Below are 14066 nucleotides of genomic sequence, written 5' to 3' on the forward strand. Positions count from 1 at the left end.
ATTATACCGGGGCGTCGCCTGCGATCTGCGGGTCAAGCGTGCGGCGTTTTTCACACGCCTGGTTGCCCCCCGCACTCTTCCTCTACGGGCTGCTCGATGCCGAACACCTGGCGCAGATAGGCGAGATATGCCTTGTCGTCGCACATGTTCTTGCCCGGCGAATCGGAAAGCTTGGCGACGGGCTGACCGTTGCAGCGGACCATCTTGATGACGATCTGCAGCGGCTGGTAACCCAGGTCGTTGGTGAGGTTCGTGCCCACGCCGAACGCGAGGCGGCAGCGATCGCCGAAACGCTCGTACAGGCGCAGCACCTTGGGAATGTCGAGCGCGTCCGAGAAGATCATCGTCTTCGTGCGCGGATCGCAGCGATTGTCCTCGTAGTGCTTGAGCAGGCGCTCGCCCCACTCGAACGGATCCCCCGAGTCGTGCCGCGCGCCGTCGAAGAGCTTGCAGAAGTACATGTCGAAGTCGCGCAGGAACGCCTGCATGCCGTAGACGTCCGAGAGCGCAATGCCCAGGTCGCCGCGGTATTCCTTCGCCCACATCTCGAAGCCGAAGATCTGCGAGTCGCGCAGACGCGGCCCGAGCGCCTGGCACGCCTGCAGGTACTCATGCGCCATCGTGCCGAGCGGCGTGAGGTTGTGCTTCATCGCGTAGTAGACGTTGCTCGTGCCCGTGAACTGCTCGCCGAGATCGGCCTTGAGCGTGAGGATCACCTCCTCGTGCCAGCGCTTCGAGAAGCGGCGGCGCGTACCGTAGTCGGCGATCTTGCAGTCGGCGAATTCGGGCTTCGCGCCAAGTAGCTCGATCTTGTGGCGCAGGCGCTCGCGCCCCTCCCCGTACTGCGGATGATGCTGCGTGTTGCGGAAGTACACCTCGTTGACGATGGCGAGCACCGGGATCTCGAAGAGGATCGTGTGCAGCCACGGCCCCTGGATCGCGATGTCGATCTCGCCATTGGCCTTGGGCGACGGCGTGACCGAGATGTACTTTTCGTTGAGGTGAAAGAGCGCGAGAAAGTCGATGAAGTCGCTCTTGATGAAGCGCATCTTGCGCAGGTAGTCGAGCTCGGTCTCGGCGAAGCGCAGCCTGCACAGCTTCTGAATTTCGCTGCGGATCTCGTCGACGTAGGGCACGAGATCGACGTTCGGCGTGCGGCAGCGGAAGCGGTATTCCACATTGGCCGCGGGGAAATGATGCAGCACCACCTGCATCATGGTGAATTTGTAAAGATCGGTATCGAGCAGCGAAGTAATGATCATGATGGGCCGGCCGGACTGCAATCGGATAGCGCCCGCGAAGCGGGAACCGGACATGCTGCCGGGCAGATGTCCCGCAGCGGTTCCGGGCGGCAGACGCCAGCGGTGCGTCCATGTTACCCGAATGCCCGCGCGCGCCGCGTGCCCGCCGGCACGGCCCCTCGCGCGCAAGGGATAAAACGCTGCGGATCGCCCGGCCTTATAAACTAATCACGAAACGATCTAAGGACGGTCGCGGGCCTGTGGTTGGGGTAATTCCTCATCAGTTACAATAGCGCTTTTGGCGAACCGCCATCCCCCGATACAAAAAGCTTGCAGGAGCTGCCTGAATGACTCACGTTGTGACCGAGAGCTGCATCAAGTGCCGCTATACCGACTGCGTCGATGTGTGCCCGGTGGACTGCTTTCGCGAAGGTCCCAACTTCCTCGCGATCGACCCGGACGAGTGCATCGACTGCGCCGTGTGCGTTGCCGAGTGCCCGGTGAACGCCATCTACGCCGAGGAAGACGTGCCTGGCGACCAGCAATCATTCATCGAGCTGAACGCCGACCTCGCGAAGGGCTGGCCGAGCATCACGAAGACCAAGGCCCCGCTGCCGGAAGCCGACGAATTCAAGGACGTGAAGGACAAGCTCGCGCTGCTCGCACGCTGATCGCTTGTTCGGGGTGTCCTCCCGCCGCCGTCGCTTACACGGACAGTCCCTCGCGCAGCGGATTGCCCTAAACAGATCGCGACAGGGTATTGACAGGCCCAGCCAGACCCCATAGAATCTCGTTCTCTGCTTTTGTTGATCCCCGATAGCTCAGTCGGTAGAGCGCCGGACTGTTAATCCGTAGGTCCCTGGTTCGAGCCCAGGTCGGGGAGCCAAGATTCGCAAAAGCCCGTTGGCGTTCACAACGCAAAACGGGCTTTTTTATGACGTAAAGTGTTGTCGCTGTACTGCTGGTCCCCGATAGCTCAGTCGGTAGAGCGCCGGACTGTTAATCCGTAGGTCCCTGGTTCGAGCCCAGGTCGGGGAGCCAAAATATCGAGGGGTTGCGTGGTTGCACGCAACCCCTTTTTCTTTTGCTGCGCGCGTGGCGCACGCTACCCTCCCCGATAATGTCGCTTCGTCATCTTCGGGAATCCGCATGAAATCCACCCGCCTCTGCGCTTGCCTCGCGCGCCCGCTGCTCGCCTGCGCGAGTCTCGTCGCCTGCGTCACCGCCCACGCCGAGCAGATCGGCAGCGTGAACACCAACTTCCGCGTGACCGGCTCGGACAAAGTCGTCGTCGAGGCCTACGACGATCCGCAGGTGCCAGGCGTGACCTGCTACGTCTCCCGCGCACGCACGGGCGGCGTGAAGGGCACGCTCGGCATTGCGGAAGATCCGACCGAGGCGTCGATCGCGTGCCGGCAGGTCGGGCCGATCTCGTTCGCAGGTCCGCTCAAACAGCAAGACGACGTCTTCAACGAGCGCATGTCGTTCCTCTTCAAGACGCTGCACGTCGTGCGCGTGGTCGACGCGAAGCGCAACGCGCTCGTGTATCTGACCTACAGCGACCGCGTGGTGAGCGGCAGCGCCAAGAACAGCGTCACGGCCGTGCCGGTGCCCACGGGCACGACGATTCCGCTGCGCTAAACTGGGGATCCGTGCAGGATCCTTCACCATGACCGGTTCCCGTTTTCGAGATTCCGCCCGCTACTGGCGCACGCCGCTTCTGCCCGGCGCGGATCTCGTCACGGCCGAATACAACCAACATACGTTCGCGCCGCACTGGCACGAGGCCTACACGATCCCCGTGATCGAGGGCGGCGCGGAATGCTTTCGCTATCGCGGCACGCAGCATGTCGCCGCAACGGGCAGCGTGCCGGTGATCAATCCGGGGGAGCTGCATACGGGTTCACGCGCCGTCGAAGAAGGCTGGAGCTATCGGGTGATGTATGTGCCGATCGACTTCCTGCACGAGCTCGCCGGCGAAATCGCCGGGCGCACGCAGCCGCTGCCGTGGTTCGACGCCGAGGTGATCCACGATCTCGATCTCGCGCACCGGCTCTCGCGCGCCCACCGGCTGCTGGAAGCCGACGCGGACTGGCGGCGCGCCGCAGCCGTGCCCGAACCCGGCGCGAGCGCCAGCCCGGCATCGCCTTCGGCGCCTTGTGCCGATCTGCTCGCCGTGGAAGGCTCGCTGCTCGACGCACTCTCGACGCTGCTCACGCGCTACGGCCGCACGCGCGAGGCGGCGCTCAAACACGGCCCGAACGATCCCCGCGTGGAAACGATGAAGGCGCTCCTTGCCGCCGATCTCGCCACGCCGCTGCGCGTGGCCGATCTCGCCCAGGCGGTCGGCCTCTCGCCGTTTCACGCCACGCGGCTCTTCACGCAGGCAACCGGGCTGCCGCCGCACGCCTGGCGCACCCAGTTGCGCCTGCAGCGCGCCCTCGCCCCGCTGCGCGAAGGCGCTACGGTTGCCGAGGTCGCCGCCGCGAGCGGTTTCACCGACCAGAGCCATTTCACGCGACACTTTCGGCGCATGTTCGGCGTGCCGCCGGGGCGCTGGCAGTCGTCCTGAACGCGCCAACCCGCACCCGGCCGCAAGAACGTACAAGCCACGCGTAAGGCGGCCCGCTATGCTGTCCCCATGTATCAGGAGGACAGTTTGACCACGCATCCCAACCGCCTTGCCGAATTCATCGCCGGCGCGCGCGACACGATCCCCATGATGATCGGCGCCGCACCCTTCGGCGTGATCTTCGGCACGCTCGTCACCTCGGGCCCGCTTTCGCTCTGGCACGGCCAGTTCATGTCGCTCGCCGTGTTCGCCGGCTCCGCGCAGTTCATCGCGCTCGGGCTGATCGCTTCGCACGCGAGCTTCGCGGTGATTTGGGCCACCACGTTCATCGTGAACCTGCGCCACGTGCTCTATAGCGCGACGCTCGCGCCCTATATCTCGCACCTGCCGCTGCGCTGGCGGCTCGTGCTCGGCAGCCTGCTCACCGATGAGGTCTTCGCCGTCGCGTGGGCGCATTTGCGCCGCCATCCGCCCGGCGACGACGTCTCGCCATGGCATTTCCTCGGCTCGGGCCTCTCGATGTACCTGAACTGGCAACTCTGGACCGCGGCCGGCCTGCTGTTCGGCGCGGCGTTCCCGGGTCTGCAGTCGCTCGGCCTCGACTTCGCGATGGTCGCGACCTTCATCGCCATCGTCGTGCCACAGCTGGTTGCCTTGCGCTACCTCGCCGCCGCCGCGACTGCGGGCGCGCTCGCCTTTTTCTGGCAGGGCTGGCCGTACAAGCTCGGGCTGCTCGGCGCCGTGCTCGCGGGCGTGGTCGTGGGTGTCGTGCTCTCACGGCCAGGTTCGTCGCGCGGCGCCCGCGCCGGCAGCGAGTCCTCCCGCAAGTCCCCCAACGTCCAACGCACCGCAGGAGCCGGGCAATGAACTACGTCGTCCTGATTCTCGGCATGGCCCTGATCACCCTGGTCATTCGCACTGCGGTGTTCGTGCTCGGCGACCGGCTGGTATTCCCGCCGCTCGTGCGCACCGCGCTCGGCTTCGTGCCCGTCACCGTGCTCACGGCGATCATCGTGCCGATGGCGGTCTCGCCCCACGGTCAGGGCGCCGAGCTGACCTGGCGCAACCCGCAGCTCGTCGGCGCGCTCGCGGCGATCGTCGTCAGCGCGCTCACGAAGCGCCCGCTCCTCACCATCGCGATCGGGCTCGGCGTGTTCTTCCTCTGGCAAGGCGTTGTCCTGCGCTAGAGGCAAGCGTCGCCCCTTACGCTCAAGTTTCACCCCGGAGCGCCGTTAAACCCGTCAGGGCCTGCTCTGGCAGGCCACTGCTCGAACGGCGAAAGCACGCGAGAAGCGACAAGGATTACACCGGGGCAACCACAATGGGGCATATCACCCTTAACCTGAAGGACGAAACGCTTGCGTCGCTGCGCAAGGATTTCGACGCGTTCCTGCGCGTCTCGCTCAAACTCGACCCGCAATTCGCCACGCCGGAATTCGAGGACTACCTGCGCGCGAAGCTGCTCGACAACATGACGCCGCTCACGGAGCACGCCGTCCAGCGGCTCCTGCAAGGCGGCCAGTACGCGTGGGCCAAGCGCACGCTCGACAAGGAATTCCCCGAGGTCGTCTCGATCCTGATGCGTCAGGCAGGCGAATTCGGTTTCGGCTTCGCGTCGCGGCCCGAGTGGACGCCCGACGAACTCTCGAAGCAGTGCCGCGACTGGGCGGCGGCCATCGTGAGCGAAGCCCAGGGCGACGACACGCTGGTCGACCCGCTGGCGGCGCAGATCAAGTCGGGCGTGCAGGACATCCAGGCCCTCGAAGAGTCGATGCAGACGCCCGCGTGGCGCCTCACCGAGTCGCTGCGTCAGCGCGTGTACGAAGCGAAGATCGGCTGTGAACAGGCGAGCGGCAGCGCGGTTCGCGAGCGTCTGGGCGAGCTGCGCGGGCTGCTGAGGCTCGGCGTGACGCATGGCGTGTTCCAGAAGCAGGAAGCGCAACAGATCATGGAGTATCTGCGCCTGCTCAAGCCCGAGATTTTCGTCGAGGAGCCCGACGATGTGTTCACGCGCCTCGCCGCGTGGATGCGCAACTTCTTCATGCCGCCGCAGCGCAGCACGGCACGCGAGCAGCGGCGCTAAGCGCTGGCGCGCGCGCCTGAAAACGGCGCGCGCCCCGCTTTCCCCCTCAATCCCACATCTTCCTGAGCTTCGCGGCGATCTCGACCTTCGCCTGCGCGGCGGCGGCGAGTCCGGCCGCGCTCGGCGCGCTCGCCACGGGCGCGGGCGGCCATGCGCGGGATTCGAACAGCGGCAGCATGGGCGTCGCGATGAAGCGCGTGCGCGAGGCCCACACGTGCCGGTCGCCCGACGCCACCTGGTTGTGCACATAAAAGCGCTGCGGCACGACGATGTGCAGATCCTCCTTCGCGCGCGTCATCGCCACATAGAGCAGCCGCCGCTCCTCTTCCAGCTCCTCGTCGCTGCCCGCGCCGAGATCGGACGGAATGCAGCCGTCCACGCCGTTGAGCACGAACACGTTGCGCCACTCCTGACCTTTCGCCGAATGGATCGTCGAAAGGATCAGGTAGTCTTCGTCGAGCAGCGGATCGGCGGATTCGGCGCTCGTCGCGTCGGGCGGATCGAGCGTGAGTTCGGTGAGAAAGCGCTCGCGCGAGGCGTAGGTGCTCGCAATGCTCTCCATCTGCAGCAAGTCGGCGAGACGCACCTGGGCGTCTTCGTGATTGCGCTCGAGATGCGGCTCGTACCAGCGCCGCACGCGCTCGAACTCGGCCGGCCACGGTGTCGAGCGCATCGAGAGGCCGTCGATGAGCGACGCAAACGCCGGCCAGTCCTCGGCCGCGCGCGGCGGCGGCGCGAAAGCCGCGAGCGCCTCGGCGGCGCGATACGCGCCCGTGCACGCTGACACCTGGTCGAGCAGGCGCGCGGCGTTGGCGGGCCCGACGCCCGGCAGCAACTGCGTCACGCGAAACCCCGCTACACGGTCGAGCGGATTCTCGGCCCAGCGCAGCACCGCCAGCACGTCTTTCACGTGCGCGGCGTCGAGAAAACGCAGTCCGCCGAACTTCACGAACGGGATATTGCGTCGCGCCAGTTCGATTTCGAGCGTCGCGCTGTGGTGCGCCGCTCGAAACAGCACGGCCTGTTGCTTGAGCTTCATGCCCGCTTCACGCGCCTCGAGAATCTGCTCGACGACGTAGCGCGCCTGGGTGGCCTCGTCGGCCACGGTGACGAGGCGCGGGCGCTGCTGCGAGGGGCGCTCAGTCCACAGGTTCTTGGTGAAGCGCTCGGCGGCGGCGTCGATCACGGCGTTCGAGGCGGCGAGGATCGGCGCCGTCGAACGGTAATTGCGTTCGAGCGTCACCTGACGCGCGGGCGGGTCGAACTGCGCCGGGAAGTCGAGAATGTTGCGCACGGTCGCGCCGCGAAACGAATAGATCGCCTGGGCGTCGTCGCCGACCACGGTGAGGCCGCGGCCATCGGGCTTGAGCGCGAGCAGGATCGAGGCCTGCAGGCGGTTGGTGTCCTGGTATTCGTCGACGAGGATGTGATCGAAGCGGCCCGCGAGATCGGCGGCGATGGCCGGCTCCGCGGCCATGTGGGCCCAGTAGAGCAGCAGGTCGTCGTAGTCGAGCACATTCTGCTTCTGCTTGGCGTCCACGTACGAGGCGAACAGCGCACGTAGCTGCGGCTCCCACTCGAGGCACCACGAGAACGAACGGTTGAGTACATTGGCGAGCGAGTCGCCCGTATTGACCGCGCGCGAATAGATCGCGAGGCAAGTCGATTTCGAGGGGAAGCGCTTTTCCTTGGCCGAGAAACCCAGTTCGTGGCGCACCAGATTCATAAGATCCGCGGAATCCTCGCGGTCGTTGATCGTGAACGCCGGCGACAGGCCGATGTGATCCGCGTACTCGCGCAACAACCGCGCGCCCACGCCGTGAAAGGTGCCCGCCCAACTGAGCCCTTGCGCGAGCACGGCGGCCGCGCCTGGGGCGCTGGCAGCGATACGCGCCACGCGCCGCGTCATTTCCTGCGCGGCGCGCCGCGAGAACGTGAGCAGCAGGATGCGGTGCGGGTCGGCGCCACCCGCGATCAGATGCGCGACGCGGTGCGCGAGCGTATTCGTCTTGCCCGACCCGGCGCCCGCGATCACGAGCAGCGGGCCCGGCAGCGCGGAACCGGGCGCGTAGCCCGCTTCGCCGCCGTGTTCGACGGCCTCGCGCTGCGCATCGTTGAGTTTCGCGAGCCACGCGCCAACGGCATTGGCTGCTTCGGCGCGCGCCTGGCTGGCATCGGAGACGGAGGAATCGGCAACGGAAACGGTGGACACGGCGGGCGCTGGGACGATGAACGTGGCGAATCGGGAAGGAGCGACGCATACTGTATATCCATACACCATGCGTCCGCAAGCGCCTGATTCCACGGCGATCTGGCGGGATTTAACGACAACGCCACGGCGCGTTTCGCCGCCGCCGACACCCGGGAGCCGCCAGACAAAACGGCGGCGCCCGTTGCCGGACACCGCCGCTCACAAGGCCAGGCACAAGGCCGGCGCCCCCAAAGGCGCGGGCGCCTTCGGCATCAGCCGATCGTTACTGCGACTGGCCGCCCTGCTGCTGGGCCGACATGCCGTTCATCTGGTCCTTCATTTCCGAGTCGTTGGCCTGACGGTCGGCCTTGTGGTTGATCTTCGCGTCCTTCACCTGCGCCTTGTACTGCGACTTCGCCTGCTTCTTCGCGTCGCCGTACTCGGCGTTCGCCGACTTCTTCGCGCTGCGGTATTCGGCGTTCGCCGCCGCGTTCGCGTTGCGCTTTTGCACCAGCGGGTCGGCGGACTGCGGTGCGGTCAGGGCCTGCGGCGCGGGCGCGGGCTGCGCGATCCCTGCGGCCGCCGGCGCCTGGCTCGGCGCCTGCCCGGTCATCTGGCCAGGGGCAGCGCCCGGCGCCATGGCCGGCGCGCCGGAAGGCGCCATCGTTGGGGCTTCGCCGGCCTGTGTCGCGCCCTGGGTCGCGTTTTGGGCATACGCGCCCTGCGCAAATACGGCGGCAGTGGTCACGGTGGCAAAAGCGGCGGTAGCAGTGAGCAGCTTGGCGATCTGGGTCATGGCGTATCCTCTTTGCAGTGGTTCCGAAGGCGCTTATGCGGTGGGCAAGCCCGCCACAATCGCGCCCCGGCTCGACGGAACCGCACCAGAAAAACTCGAGCGGCGCTGTCGATCCGGGTGAAACCATTTTGGTATGAAGATCGCCGTGGGGTCCCGCGACGTTACTCAACGTTTCATTTACTGACGAATTCATAACATCTGGCCCCTGGATGTAACGATGCGCTGGCAGGCGCTGCCGCGAGCCCGCCATCGCTTATGATGCTCACCCTTCGCGCGCTAGCCGCACGCCTTTCGAATTTGAATCCGCCATGCCCAATCTCGATTTCACGCTGACCGGCGACTACGTCGAACTGCACAACCTCCTGAAGATCACCGGACTCGCCGACAGCGGCGGCTCGGCCAAGCAGATCGTCGCCTCGGGCGCGGTGAAGGTGGACGGCGAAGTCGAGCTGCGCAAGACGTGCAAGATCCGCGCGGGCCAGGCCGTGCTGCTCGGCGACACCCGCATTGCCATCAAGGCGAGCGAGTGAACCCCGCCGGAACTTGCCCGCAGGCGCCGGCTATGCACCAGATTTGAGCATCTGGATCGACAAGGTCGCTGTCTCGCAATAAGCTTTCAGTTTTGACAGACGAACCCTGCCGCGCGGCGCGCTTATCTCGCGCCGCTTGTTTTTCATGACTCGAACTACGCTTTCCCGCCGCGCCGTTGCCGCGCCGCCCACGCTGCGCCGCCATGCCGCCGACACCGCCCGCCTCGCCGGGCCGCTCGCAATCGCCCAACTCTCGCAGATGGCGATGAGCGTGACCGACACGGTGCTGCTCGGCTCGCTCGGCGCCGACGCGCTCGCCGCGGGCGGCCTCGGCGCCAACCTGTTCTTCGTGGTGGTCACCGTGCTGCAGGGCGTGCTGACCTCGGTGAGCGTGAGCGTCGCGCAGGCGCGCGGCGCCGACAACGAAAGCCACGTACCGCACATCTACTGGACCGGTTTCGCGCTGTCCCTGCTGCTTTCCGTGCCGGCGTTCGCGTTGCTCTCGTTCGCCGAGCCGATCCTGCGCGCCCTCGGAGAGCCGACGCTGCTCGCGCATCACATCGGCGAATACACGGCCGTGCTGCGCTGGGGCGCGCCCGCCAGCCTCATCGGCGTGGGGCTCATGCGCTCGTTCCTGCCCGCCATCGGCGCGGCGCGGCGCCTCCTGTGGGTGTCGGTTGCGTGCGTGTTCATCAACGGCTTTCTCAACTTCGGCCTGATCCACGGTGCCTGGGGCCTGCCGCGCCTCGGCTTTCTCGGCTCGGCGGTAGCGACGACCATCACCGTGTGGCTCACCGCGTTCGTGCTGATGGCGCTGCTGCACCTGCGGCCTTCGCACCAGCGTTTCGTCGTCGCGCGCCGACCGACGGCGCCGCTGATGGGCGAACTCTTCACGATCGGCTGGCCGGTCGCGATCACCTATGCGGTCGAAGCGACGCTCTTTCTCGCCACCGGCCTGCTCGCCGGCCTGCTCGGCGAGACGCCGCTGGCGGCGCACCAGATCGCCCTGAACGTGGCCTCTGTCACGTTCATGGTGCCGCTCGCGATCGGCCAGGCGGCCAACGTGCGCGTGGGTTACTGGTCTGGCGCGGGTGTGCCGAGCGCGGCACGCCATGCGGGCTTCGTCGCGCTCGGGCTCGGCGTCGGCTTCATGTCGCTCTCGGCGCTCGTGATGGTGCTGGCGCCGCACTGGATCGTCGGGCTCTACCTGCATCTCGACGACCCGGCCAACGCGCACACGGTTTCGCTCGCCGCCACGCTTCTCGGCGTCGCGGCCATCTTCCAGATCGTCGACGGCGCGCAGACCGTGGGTTCGGGCTGCCTGCGCGGCCTGAAGGACACGCGCGTGCCGATGCTCGCGGCCACGCTTGGTTACTGGGGGATCGGCTTTCCGCTGGGCTACGCGCTGGCGTTTTACTTCGGCCTCGGCGCGCTCGGGCTCTGGTGGGGGCTGGCGGCCGGGCTCACCACCGTCGCCGTGCTCATGACATGGCGCTTTCACCGGATGAGCCTGCGCTCGCAGGCTCACGCCGCCGCGGCGGGCCGCGCGGGTTGAAGCGCGGGTTGAAGCGTTTACTTAACCGACCGGGCCGCACCGGCTCGACCGGTTAAAATACGCGCCAGGCGCCGCAAGCGGCGTCCGTCCCACGAGGGCAAGAACAGTACGCTGCATGGGACTGGACCGGGCGCTAAAGCGCCAACGCCAGTCGACACAGGAGACAGCCGCGCCCCGCGAGCGCCGCCGGCCACCCCGGCACCGCTTGCCGTGCGCCAACGCACAACGAACGCATTCACGGACCGCCCCTTCATGCTCGCCCCGATTACCCGACTCTTCCCGCTCTGGGCCGTCCTCGTTTCCCTGCTGGCCTACTTCGATCCGGGCCTCGTCGCGCCGATCGCGCCGCACGTCACGACGCTCCTGATGATCATCATGCTGGCGATGGGCGTCACGCTCTCGTTCGCCGACTTCCAGCGCGTCTTCACGCGGCCCGCGCCGGTCGCCGCGGGCATCTTCCTGCACTACCTCGTCATGCCGCTCGCCGCATGGGCGATCGCCAAAGTGCTGCACATGCCGCCCGACCTCACGGCGGGCATGGTGCTCGTGGGCAGCGTGGCGAGCGGCACGGCGTCGAACGTGATGATCTATCTCGCGCGCGGCGACGTCGCGCTTTCGGTGACGATCAGCGCGCTCTCCACCCTGGTCGGCGTATTCGCGACGCCGCTGCTGACCCGTCTTTACGTCGATGCCTCGATCGTCGTCGACGTGCACGGCATGCTCATGAGCATCCTGCAGATCGTCGGCCTGCCGATCGCCATCGGCCTCATCGTGAACCGCCTTGCGGGCTCGCTCGTGCGCCGCGTCGAGCCGGTCCTGCCGCTCGTCTCCATGGTGTCGATCCTCGCGATCATCGCCGCCGTAGTAGGCGGCACGCATGCGAGCATCGCCACGGTCGGTCCGCTCGTCGCGCTCGGCGTGGTGCTGCACAACGGCATCGGCCTGCTCGGCGGCTACTGGGGCGGCCGCCTGCTCGGCTTCGACGAATCGGTGTGCCGCACGCTGGCCATCGAAGTGGGCATGCAGAACTCGGGTCTCGCCGCGACGCTCGGCAAGCTCTACTTCTCGCCGCTCGCCGCCCTGCCCGGCGCGCTTTTCTCGGTATGGCACAACCTCTCGGGCTCGGTGCTCGCCGGCTACTGGGCCGGCAAGCCGGCGCGCGGCAGCACGCGCGATGCGCAAGGCGCTGAGAACGCGTCGACCGCGCGCGTTTGATCAACCGCAGACCTTTCCGGCCGCGCGCAATCGTCAGTTGCTTGCGGCCCGGAAATTGCATACGCAGCGTGTCCGCCGCCGCAAGCCCGGCGGGCCGCTTCCCGTAGAATCTTCGCGAAGCCGTGCAATGAAAACGAACCATCATGCGGCGCGCCGCCATGGAGAATCCGTTTGCCCGCGCATCCCGCCCGATCCGAAACCGTTACGCAGCGCATGACCTTGCGGCACGCCTCGCTGCAAGCCCTGCCTGGAGCCCCACGGCGAGCCTGCTTCGCGCTCGTTTGCCTCGCGCTGATCGCCGGTTGCGCGACGCGCCCGCCCGCCACCGACTACCCGCGCGAGACGAGCGCGGCGCTGCCGGCACAGCAAGCCAGCGCCACGCCGCTCGGCGCCGCGCTCGCCGCCCCCCTTGCCGCTCACCCCGACGAATCGGGCTTTCGCCTGCTCGCCACCGGCACCGACTCGCTGCAGATGCGCGTCGCGCTTGCGCGCGCGGCGACGAAAACGCTCGACATGCAGTACTACATCGCCAACGAGGACACCACCGGCAAGCTGCTGCTCGGGTCGGCGCTCTATGCGGCCGATCGCGGCGTACGCGTGCGCATGCTGGTCGACGACCTGAATTTTCACGACATCGACCGCCTGATGGCCGCGCTCAACAGCCATCCGAACATCCAGATCCGCGTGTTCAATCCGTACGGCAGCACGAGCGAATCGATGTACCTGCGCACGCGCAACTTCTTCACGAACGTCGACCAGTTCACGCGCCGCATGCACAACAAGGCGACGATCGTCGACAACGAAATGGCGATCGTCGGCGGCCGCAATCTCGGCGACGAGTACTTCAACGCGAGCCCGACGATCGACTTCCGCGACCTCGACGTGCTCACGGCGGGCCCGGTCGCGCAAAGCGTCTCGGCAAGCTTCGACGAGTACTGGAACAGCTCGATCTCCTACCCCCTGCGCGTGCTCAATCATCAGCAGTTCGACGCACACGATCTCGACGCCGCACGCGACGACCTGCGCCGCCACTGGCACGAGAGCGCCGAACCCTACAACGCCAAGCCGCTCAACGCCACGCCGCTCGCGCAGCAGATCGCGGGCAACACGCTCGGGCTCGTCTGGGCGAAATGGGCGTTCGTGGCCGACTCGCCCGGCAAGATCGCGGGTGCCGACAAAGGCGAGCTGGGCGACGCCATGCGCGCGCTGCTCGATCGTATCCATCAGGCGCACAGCAGCGTGCTGGTGTTCTCGCCGTACTTCGTGCCGCACGACACGGGCGTGCAAACTATCCGCGCGCTCACCTCGCATGGTGTGCGTGTGGCGATCCTCACCAATTCGCTCGCCGCCACCGACGCCGTGGCGGTGCAGGCCGGCTACAGCCCCTACCGCGTGCCGCTGCTCGAGGCCGGCGTCGAGCTCTACGAGTTCAAGCCGCAGCAGGAGGAGCACGACGACGAGCAGCGCTTCGGCGTGGTCGGTTCGCGCTCGCGCGCGAGCCTGCACGCCAAGGCTTACGTGATTGACGACAGCACGCTCGTGATCGGCTCGCTCAATCTCGATCCGCGCTCGGCACGCCTGAACACCGAGCTTGCGCTCACCATCGAGAGTCCGCCGATCGCGCATGAAGTCGCCGACCTGTTCAAGCGTGCGACCTCGCCGCAGGTGAGCTACCGCGTGACGCTCGCGACGCCCGAACAACTGGCGCTGCTCAAAGGCACGACGGTCAACTCGGCGCTCGTCTGGACCGACGAGGAGAACGGCATGATCCGCACCTACAACCTCGACCCTGGTGCGGGTTTCTACAGAAATGTCCTAACCGGGCTATTCTTGCTGTTGCCGGTCGATAGCCAGCTTTGAAGCGGCTTTGAGCGCACGTCGCT

13 protein-coding genes and 2 tRNA genes are annotated in these 14066 nt (G+C 66.8%); 12 read left to right on the forward strand and 3 right to left on the reverse strand.

Annotated elements, in window-relative coordinates; translation table 11 throughout:
- Window positions 1–50: 50 nt before the first annotated feature.
- A complete protein-coding gene (gene pncB / locus BFD71_RS07140) occupies window positions 51–1262 on the reverse strand; it encodes a nicotinate phosphoribosyltransferase (RefSeq protein ID WP_069262590.1) in 1212 nt (403 codons plus the stop codon).
- Between the two features lie 326 nt (window positions 1263–1588).
- Between pncB and fdxA the strand changes: the two genes are divergently transcribed.
- From fdxA to BFD71_RS07180, 8 genes are all read left to right on the forward strand, one after another.
- Entirely contained in the window at window positions 1589–1912 is a 324-nt protein-coding gene (gene fdxA / locus BFD71_RS07145; protein WP_028206706.1) for a ferredoxin FdxA, read from the forward strand.
- Between the two features lie 139 nt (window positions 1913–2051).
- Window positions 2052–2127 (forward strand) — tRNA-Asn (locus tag BFD71_RS07150).
- Between the two features lie 79 nt (window positions 2128–2206).
- Window positions 2207–2282: transfer RNA gene (locus BFD71_RS07155), tRNA-Asn, on the forward strand.
- 108 nt (window positions 2283–2390) lie between these two features.
- Window positions 2391–2882, forward strand: coding sequence for a CreA family protein (locus BFD71_RS07160; RefSeq protein ID WP_069262591.1), 492 nt, complete (start codon window positions 2391–2393; stop codon window positions 2880–2882).
- A 28-nt stretch (window positions 2883–2910) separates the two neighbouring features.
- A complete protein-coding gene (locus BFD71_RS07165) occupies window positions 2911–3813 on the forward strand; it encodes a helix-turn-helix transcriptional regulator (RefSeq protein WP_069262592.1) in 903 nt (300 codons plus the stop codon).
- Between the two features lie 69 nt (window positions 3814–3882).
- The gene (locus tag BFD71_RS07170) at window positions 3883–4680 is read left to right on the forward strand and encodes an AzlC family ABC transporter permease (RefSeq protein WP_069262593.1); all 798 of its coding nucleotides are present in this window, start codon (window positions 3883–3885) and stop codon (window positions 4678–4680) included.
- On the forward strand, window positions 4677–5000 hold the full coding sequence (locus BFD71_RS07175) for an AzlD domain-containing protein (protein WP_069262594.1): 324 nt from the start codon (window positions 4677–4679) through the stop codon (window positions 4998–5000). The genes BFD71_RS07170 and BFD71_RS07175 overlap by 4 nt, the downstream gene beginning before the upstream one ends.
- Window positions 5001–5134: 134 nt before the next feature.
- On the forward strand, window positions 5135–5896 hold the full coding sequence (locus tag BFD71_RS07180; protein ID WP_069262595.1) for a DUF4088 family protein: 762 nt from the start codon (window positions 5135–5137) through the stop codon (window positions 5894–5896).
- 46 nt (window positions 5897–5942) lie between these two features.
- On the opposite strand, the gene BFD71_RS07185 is transcribed toward BFD71_RS07180, so the two are convergent.
- Together BFD71_RS07185 and BFD71_RS07190 are read right to left on the reverse strand one after the other, a co-directional pair.
- Window positions 5943–8177 (reverse strand): ATP-dependent helicase, encoded by a 2235-nt coding sequence (locus BFD71_RS07185; RefSeq protein WP_083245116.1) that lies wholly within the window; start codon window positions 8175–8177, stop codon window positions 5943–5945.
- A gap of 193 nt (window positions 8178–8370) precedes the next feature.
- Window positions 8371–8883, reverse strand: coding sequence for a hypothetical protein (locus tag BFD71_RS07190; RefSeq protein ID WP_069262596.1), 513 nt, complete (start codon window positions 8881–8883; stop codon window positions 8371–8373).
- Between the two features lie 308 nt (window positions 8884–9191).
- Between BFD71_RS07190 and BFD71_RS07195 the strand changes: the two genes are divergently transcribed.
- The 4 genes from BFD71_RS07195 (at window position 9192) to BFD71_RS07210 (ending at window position 14043) form a co-directional block, all read left to right on the forward strand.
- Complete coding sequence (locus BFD71_RS07195) at window positions 9192–9413, forward strand: RNA-binding S4 domain-containing protein (RefSeq protein WP_028206712.1); 222 nt, start codon at window positions 9192–9194, stop codon at window positions 9411–9413.
- A 145-nt stretch (window positions 9414–9558) separates the two neighbouring features.
- Window positions 9559–10968: an MATE family efflux transporter gene (locus tag BFD71_RS07200; protein ID WP_069262937.1), complete on the forward strand. Its 1410-nt coding sequence runs from the start codon at window positions 9559–9561 to the stop codon at window positions 10966–10968.
- 252 nt (window positions 10969–11220) lie between these two features.
- Window positions 11221–12183: a ketopantoate/pantoate/pantothenate transporter PanS gene (gene panS / locus BFD71_RS07205; RefSeq protein ID WP_069262597.1), complete on the forward strand. Its 963-nt coding sequence runs from the start codon at window positions 11221–11223 to the stop codon at window positions 12181–12183.
- A gap of 171 nt (window positions 12184–12354) precedes the next feature.
- Window positions 12355–14043, forward strand: coding sequence for a phospholipase D family protein (locus BFD71_RS07210; protein ID WP_370684253.1), 1689 nt, complete (start codon window positions 12355–12357; stop codon window positions 14041–14043).
- The last annotated feature ends 23 nt before the right edge of the window (window positions 14044–14066 follow it).

The sequence above is a fragment of the Paraburkholderia nodosa genome (assembly GCF_001718195.1).
Lineage (GTDB): Bacteria > Pseudomonadota > Gammaproteobacteria > Burkholderiales > Burkholderiaceae > Paraburkholderia > Paraburkholderia nodosa_A.

Excerpts from the sequence above, each read along its gene's own strand:
- BFD71_RS07165 (WP_069262592.1), top strand. The coding sequence starts at position 2,911 with ATGACCGGTTCCCGTTTTCGAGATTCCGCCCGCTACTGGCGCACGCCG.
- fdxA (WP_028206706.1), top strand. The coding sequence starts at position 1,589 with ATGACTCACGTTGTGACCGAGAGCTGCATCAAGTGCCGCTATACCGAC.
- BFD71_RS07185 (WP_083245116.1), bottom strand. The coding sequence starts at position 8,177 with ATGGTGTATGGATATACAGTATGCGTCGCTCCTTCCCGATTCGCCACG.
- BFD71_RS07175 (WP_069262594.1), top strand. The coding sequence starts at position 4,677 with ATGAACTACGTCGTCCTGATTCTCGGCATGGCCCTGATCACCCTGGTC.
- pncB (WP_069262590.1), bottom strand. The coding sequence starts at position 1,262 with ATGATCATTACTTCGCTGCTCGATACCGATCTTTACAAATTCACCATG.
- BFD71_RS07170 (WP_069262593.1), top strand. The coding sequence starts at position 3,883 with ATGTATCAGGAGGACAGTTTGACCACGCATCCCAACCGCCTTGCCGAA.
- panS (WP_069262597.1), top strand. The coding sequence starts at position 11,221 with ATGCTCGCCCCGATTACCCGACTCTTCCCGCTCTGGGCCGTCCTCGTT.
- BFD71_RS07160 (WP_069262591.1), top strand. The coding sequence starts at position 2,391 with ATGAAATCCACCCGCCTCTGCGCTTGCCTCGCGCGCCCGCTGCTCGCC.
- BFD71_RS07200 (WP_069262937.1), top strand. The coding sequence starts at position 9,559 with ATGACTCGAACTACGCTTTCCCGCCGCGCCGTTGCCGCGCCGCCCACG.
- BFD71_RS07190 (WP_069262596.1), bottom strand. The coding sequence starts at position 8,883 with ATGACCCAGATCGCCAAGCTGCTCACTGCTACCGCCGCTTTTGCCACC.
- BFD71_RS07180 (WP_069262595.1), top strand. The coding sequence starts at position 5,135 with ATGGGGCATATCACCCTTAACCTGAAGGACGAAACGCTTGCGTCGCTG.
- BFD71_RS07195 (WP_028206712.1), top strand. The coding sequence starts at position 9,192 with ATGCCCAATCTCGATTTCACGCTGACCGGCGACTACGTCGAACTGCAC.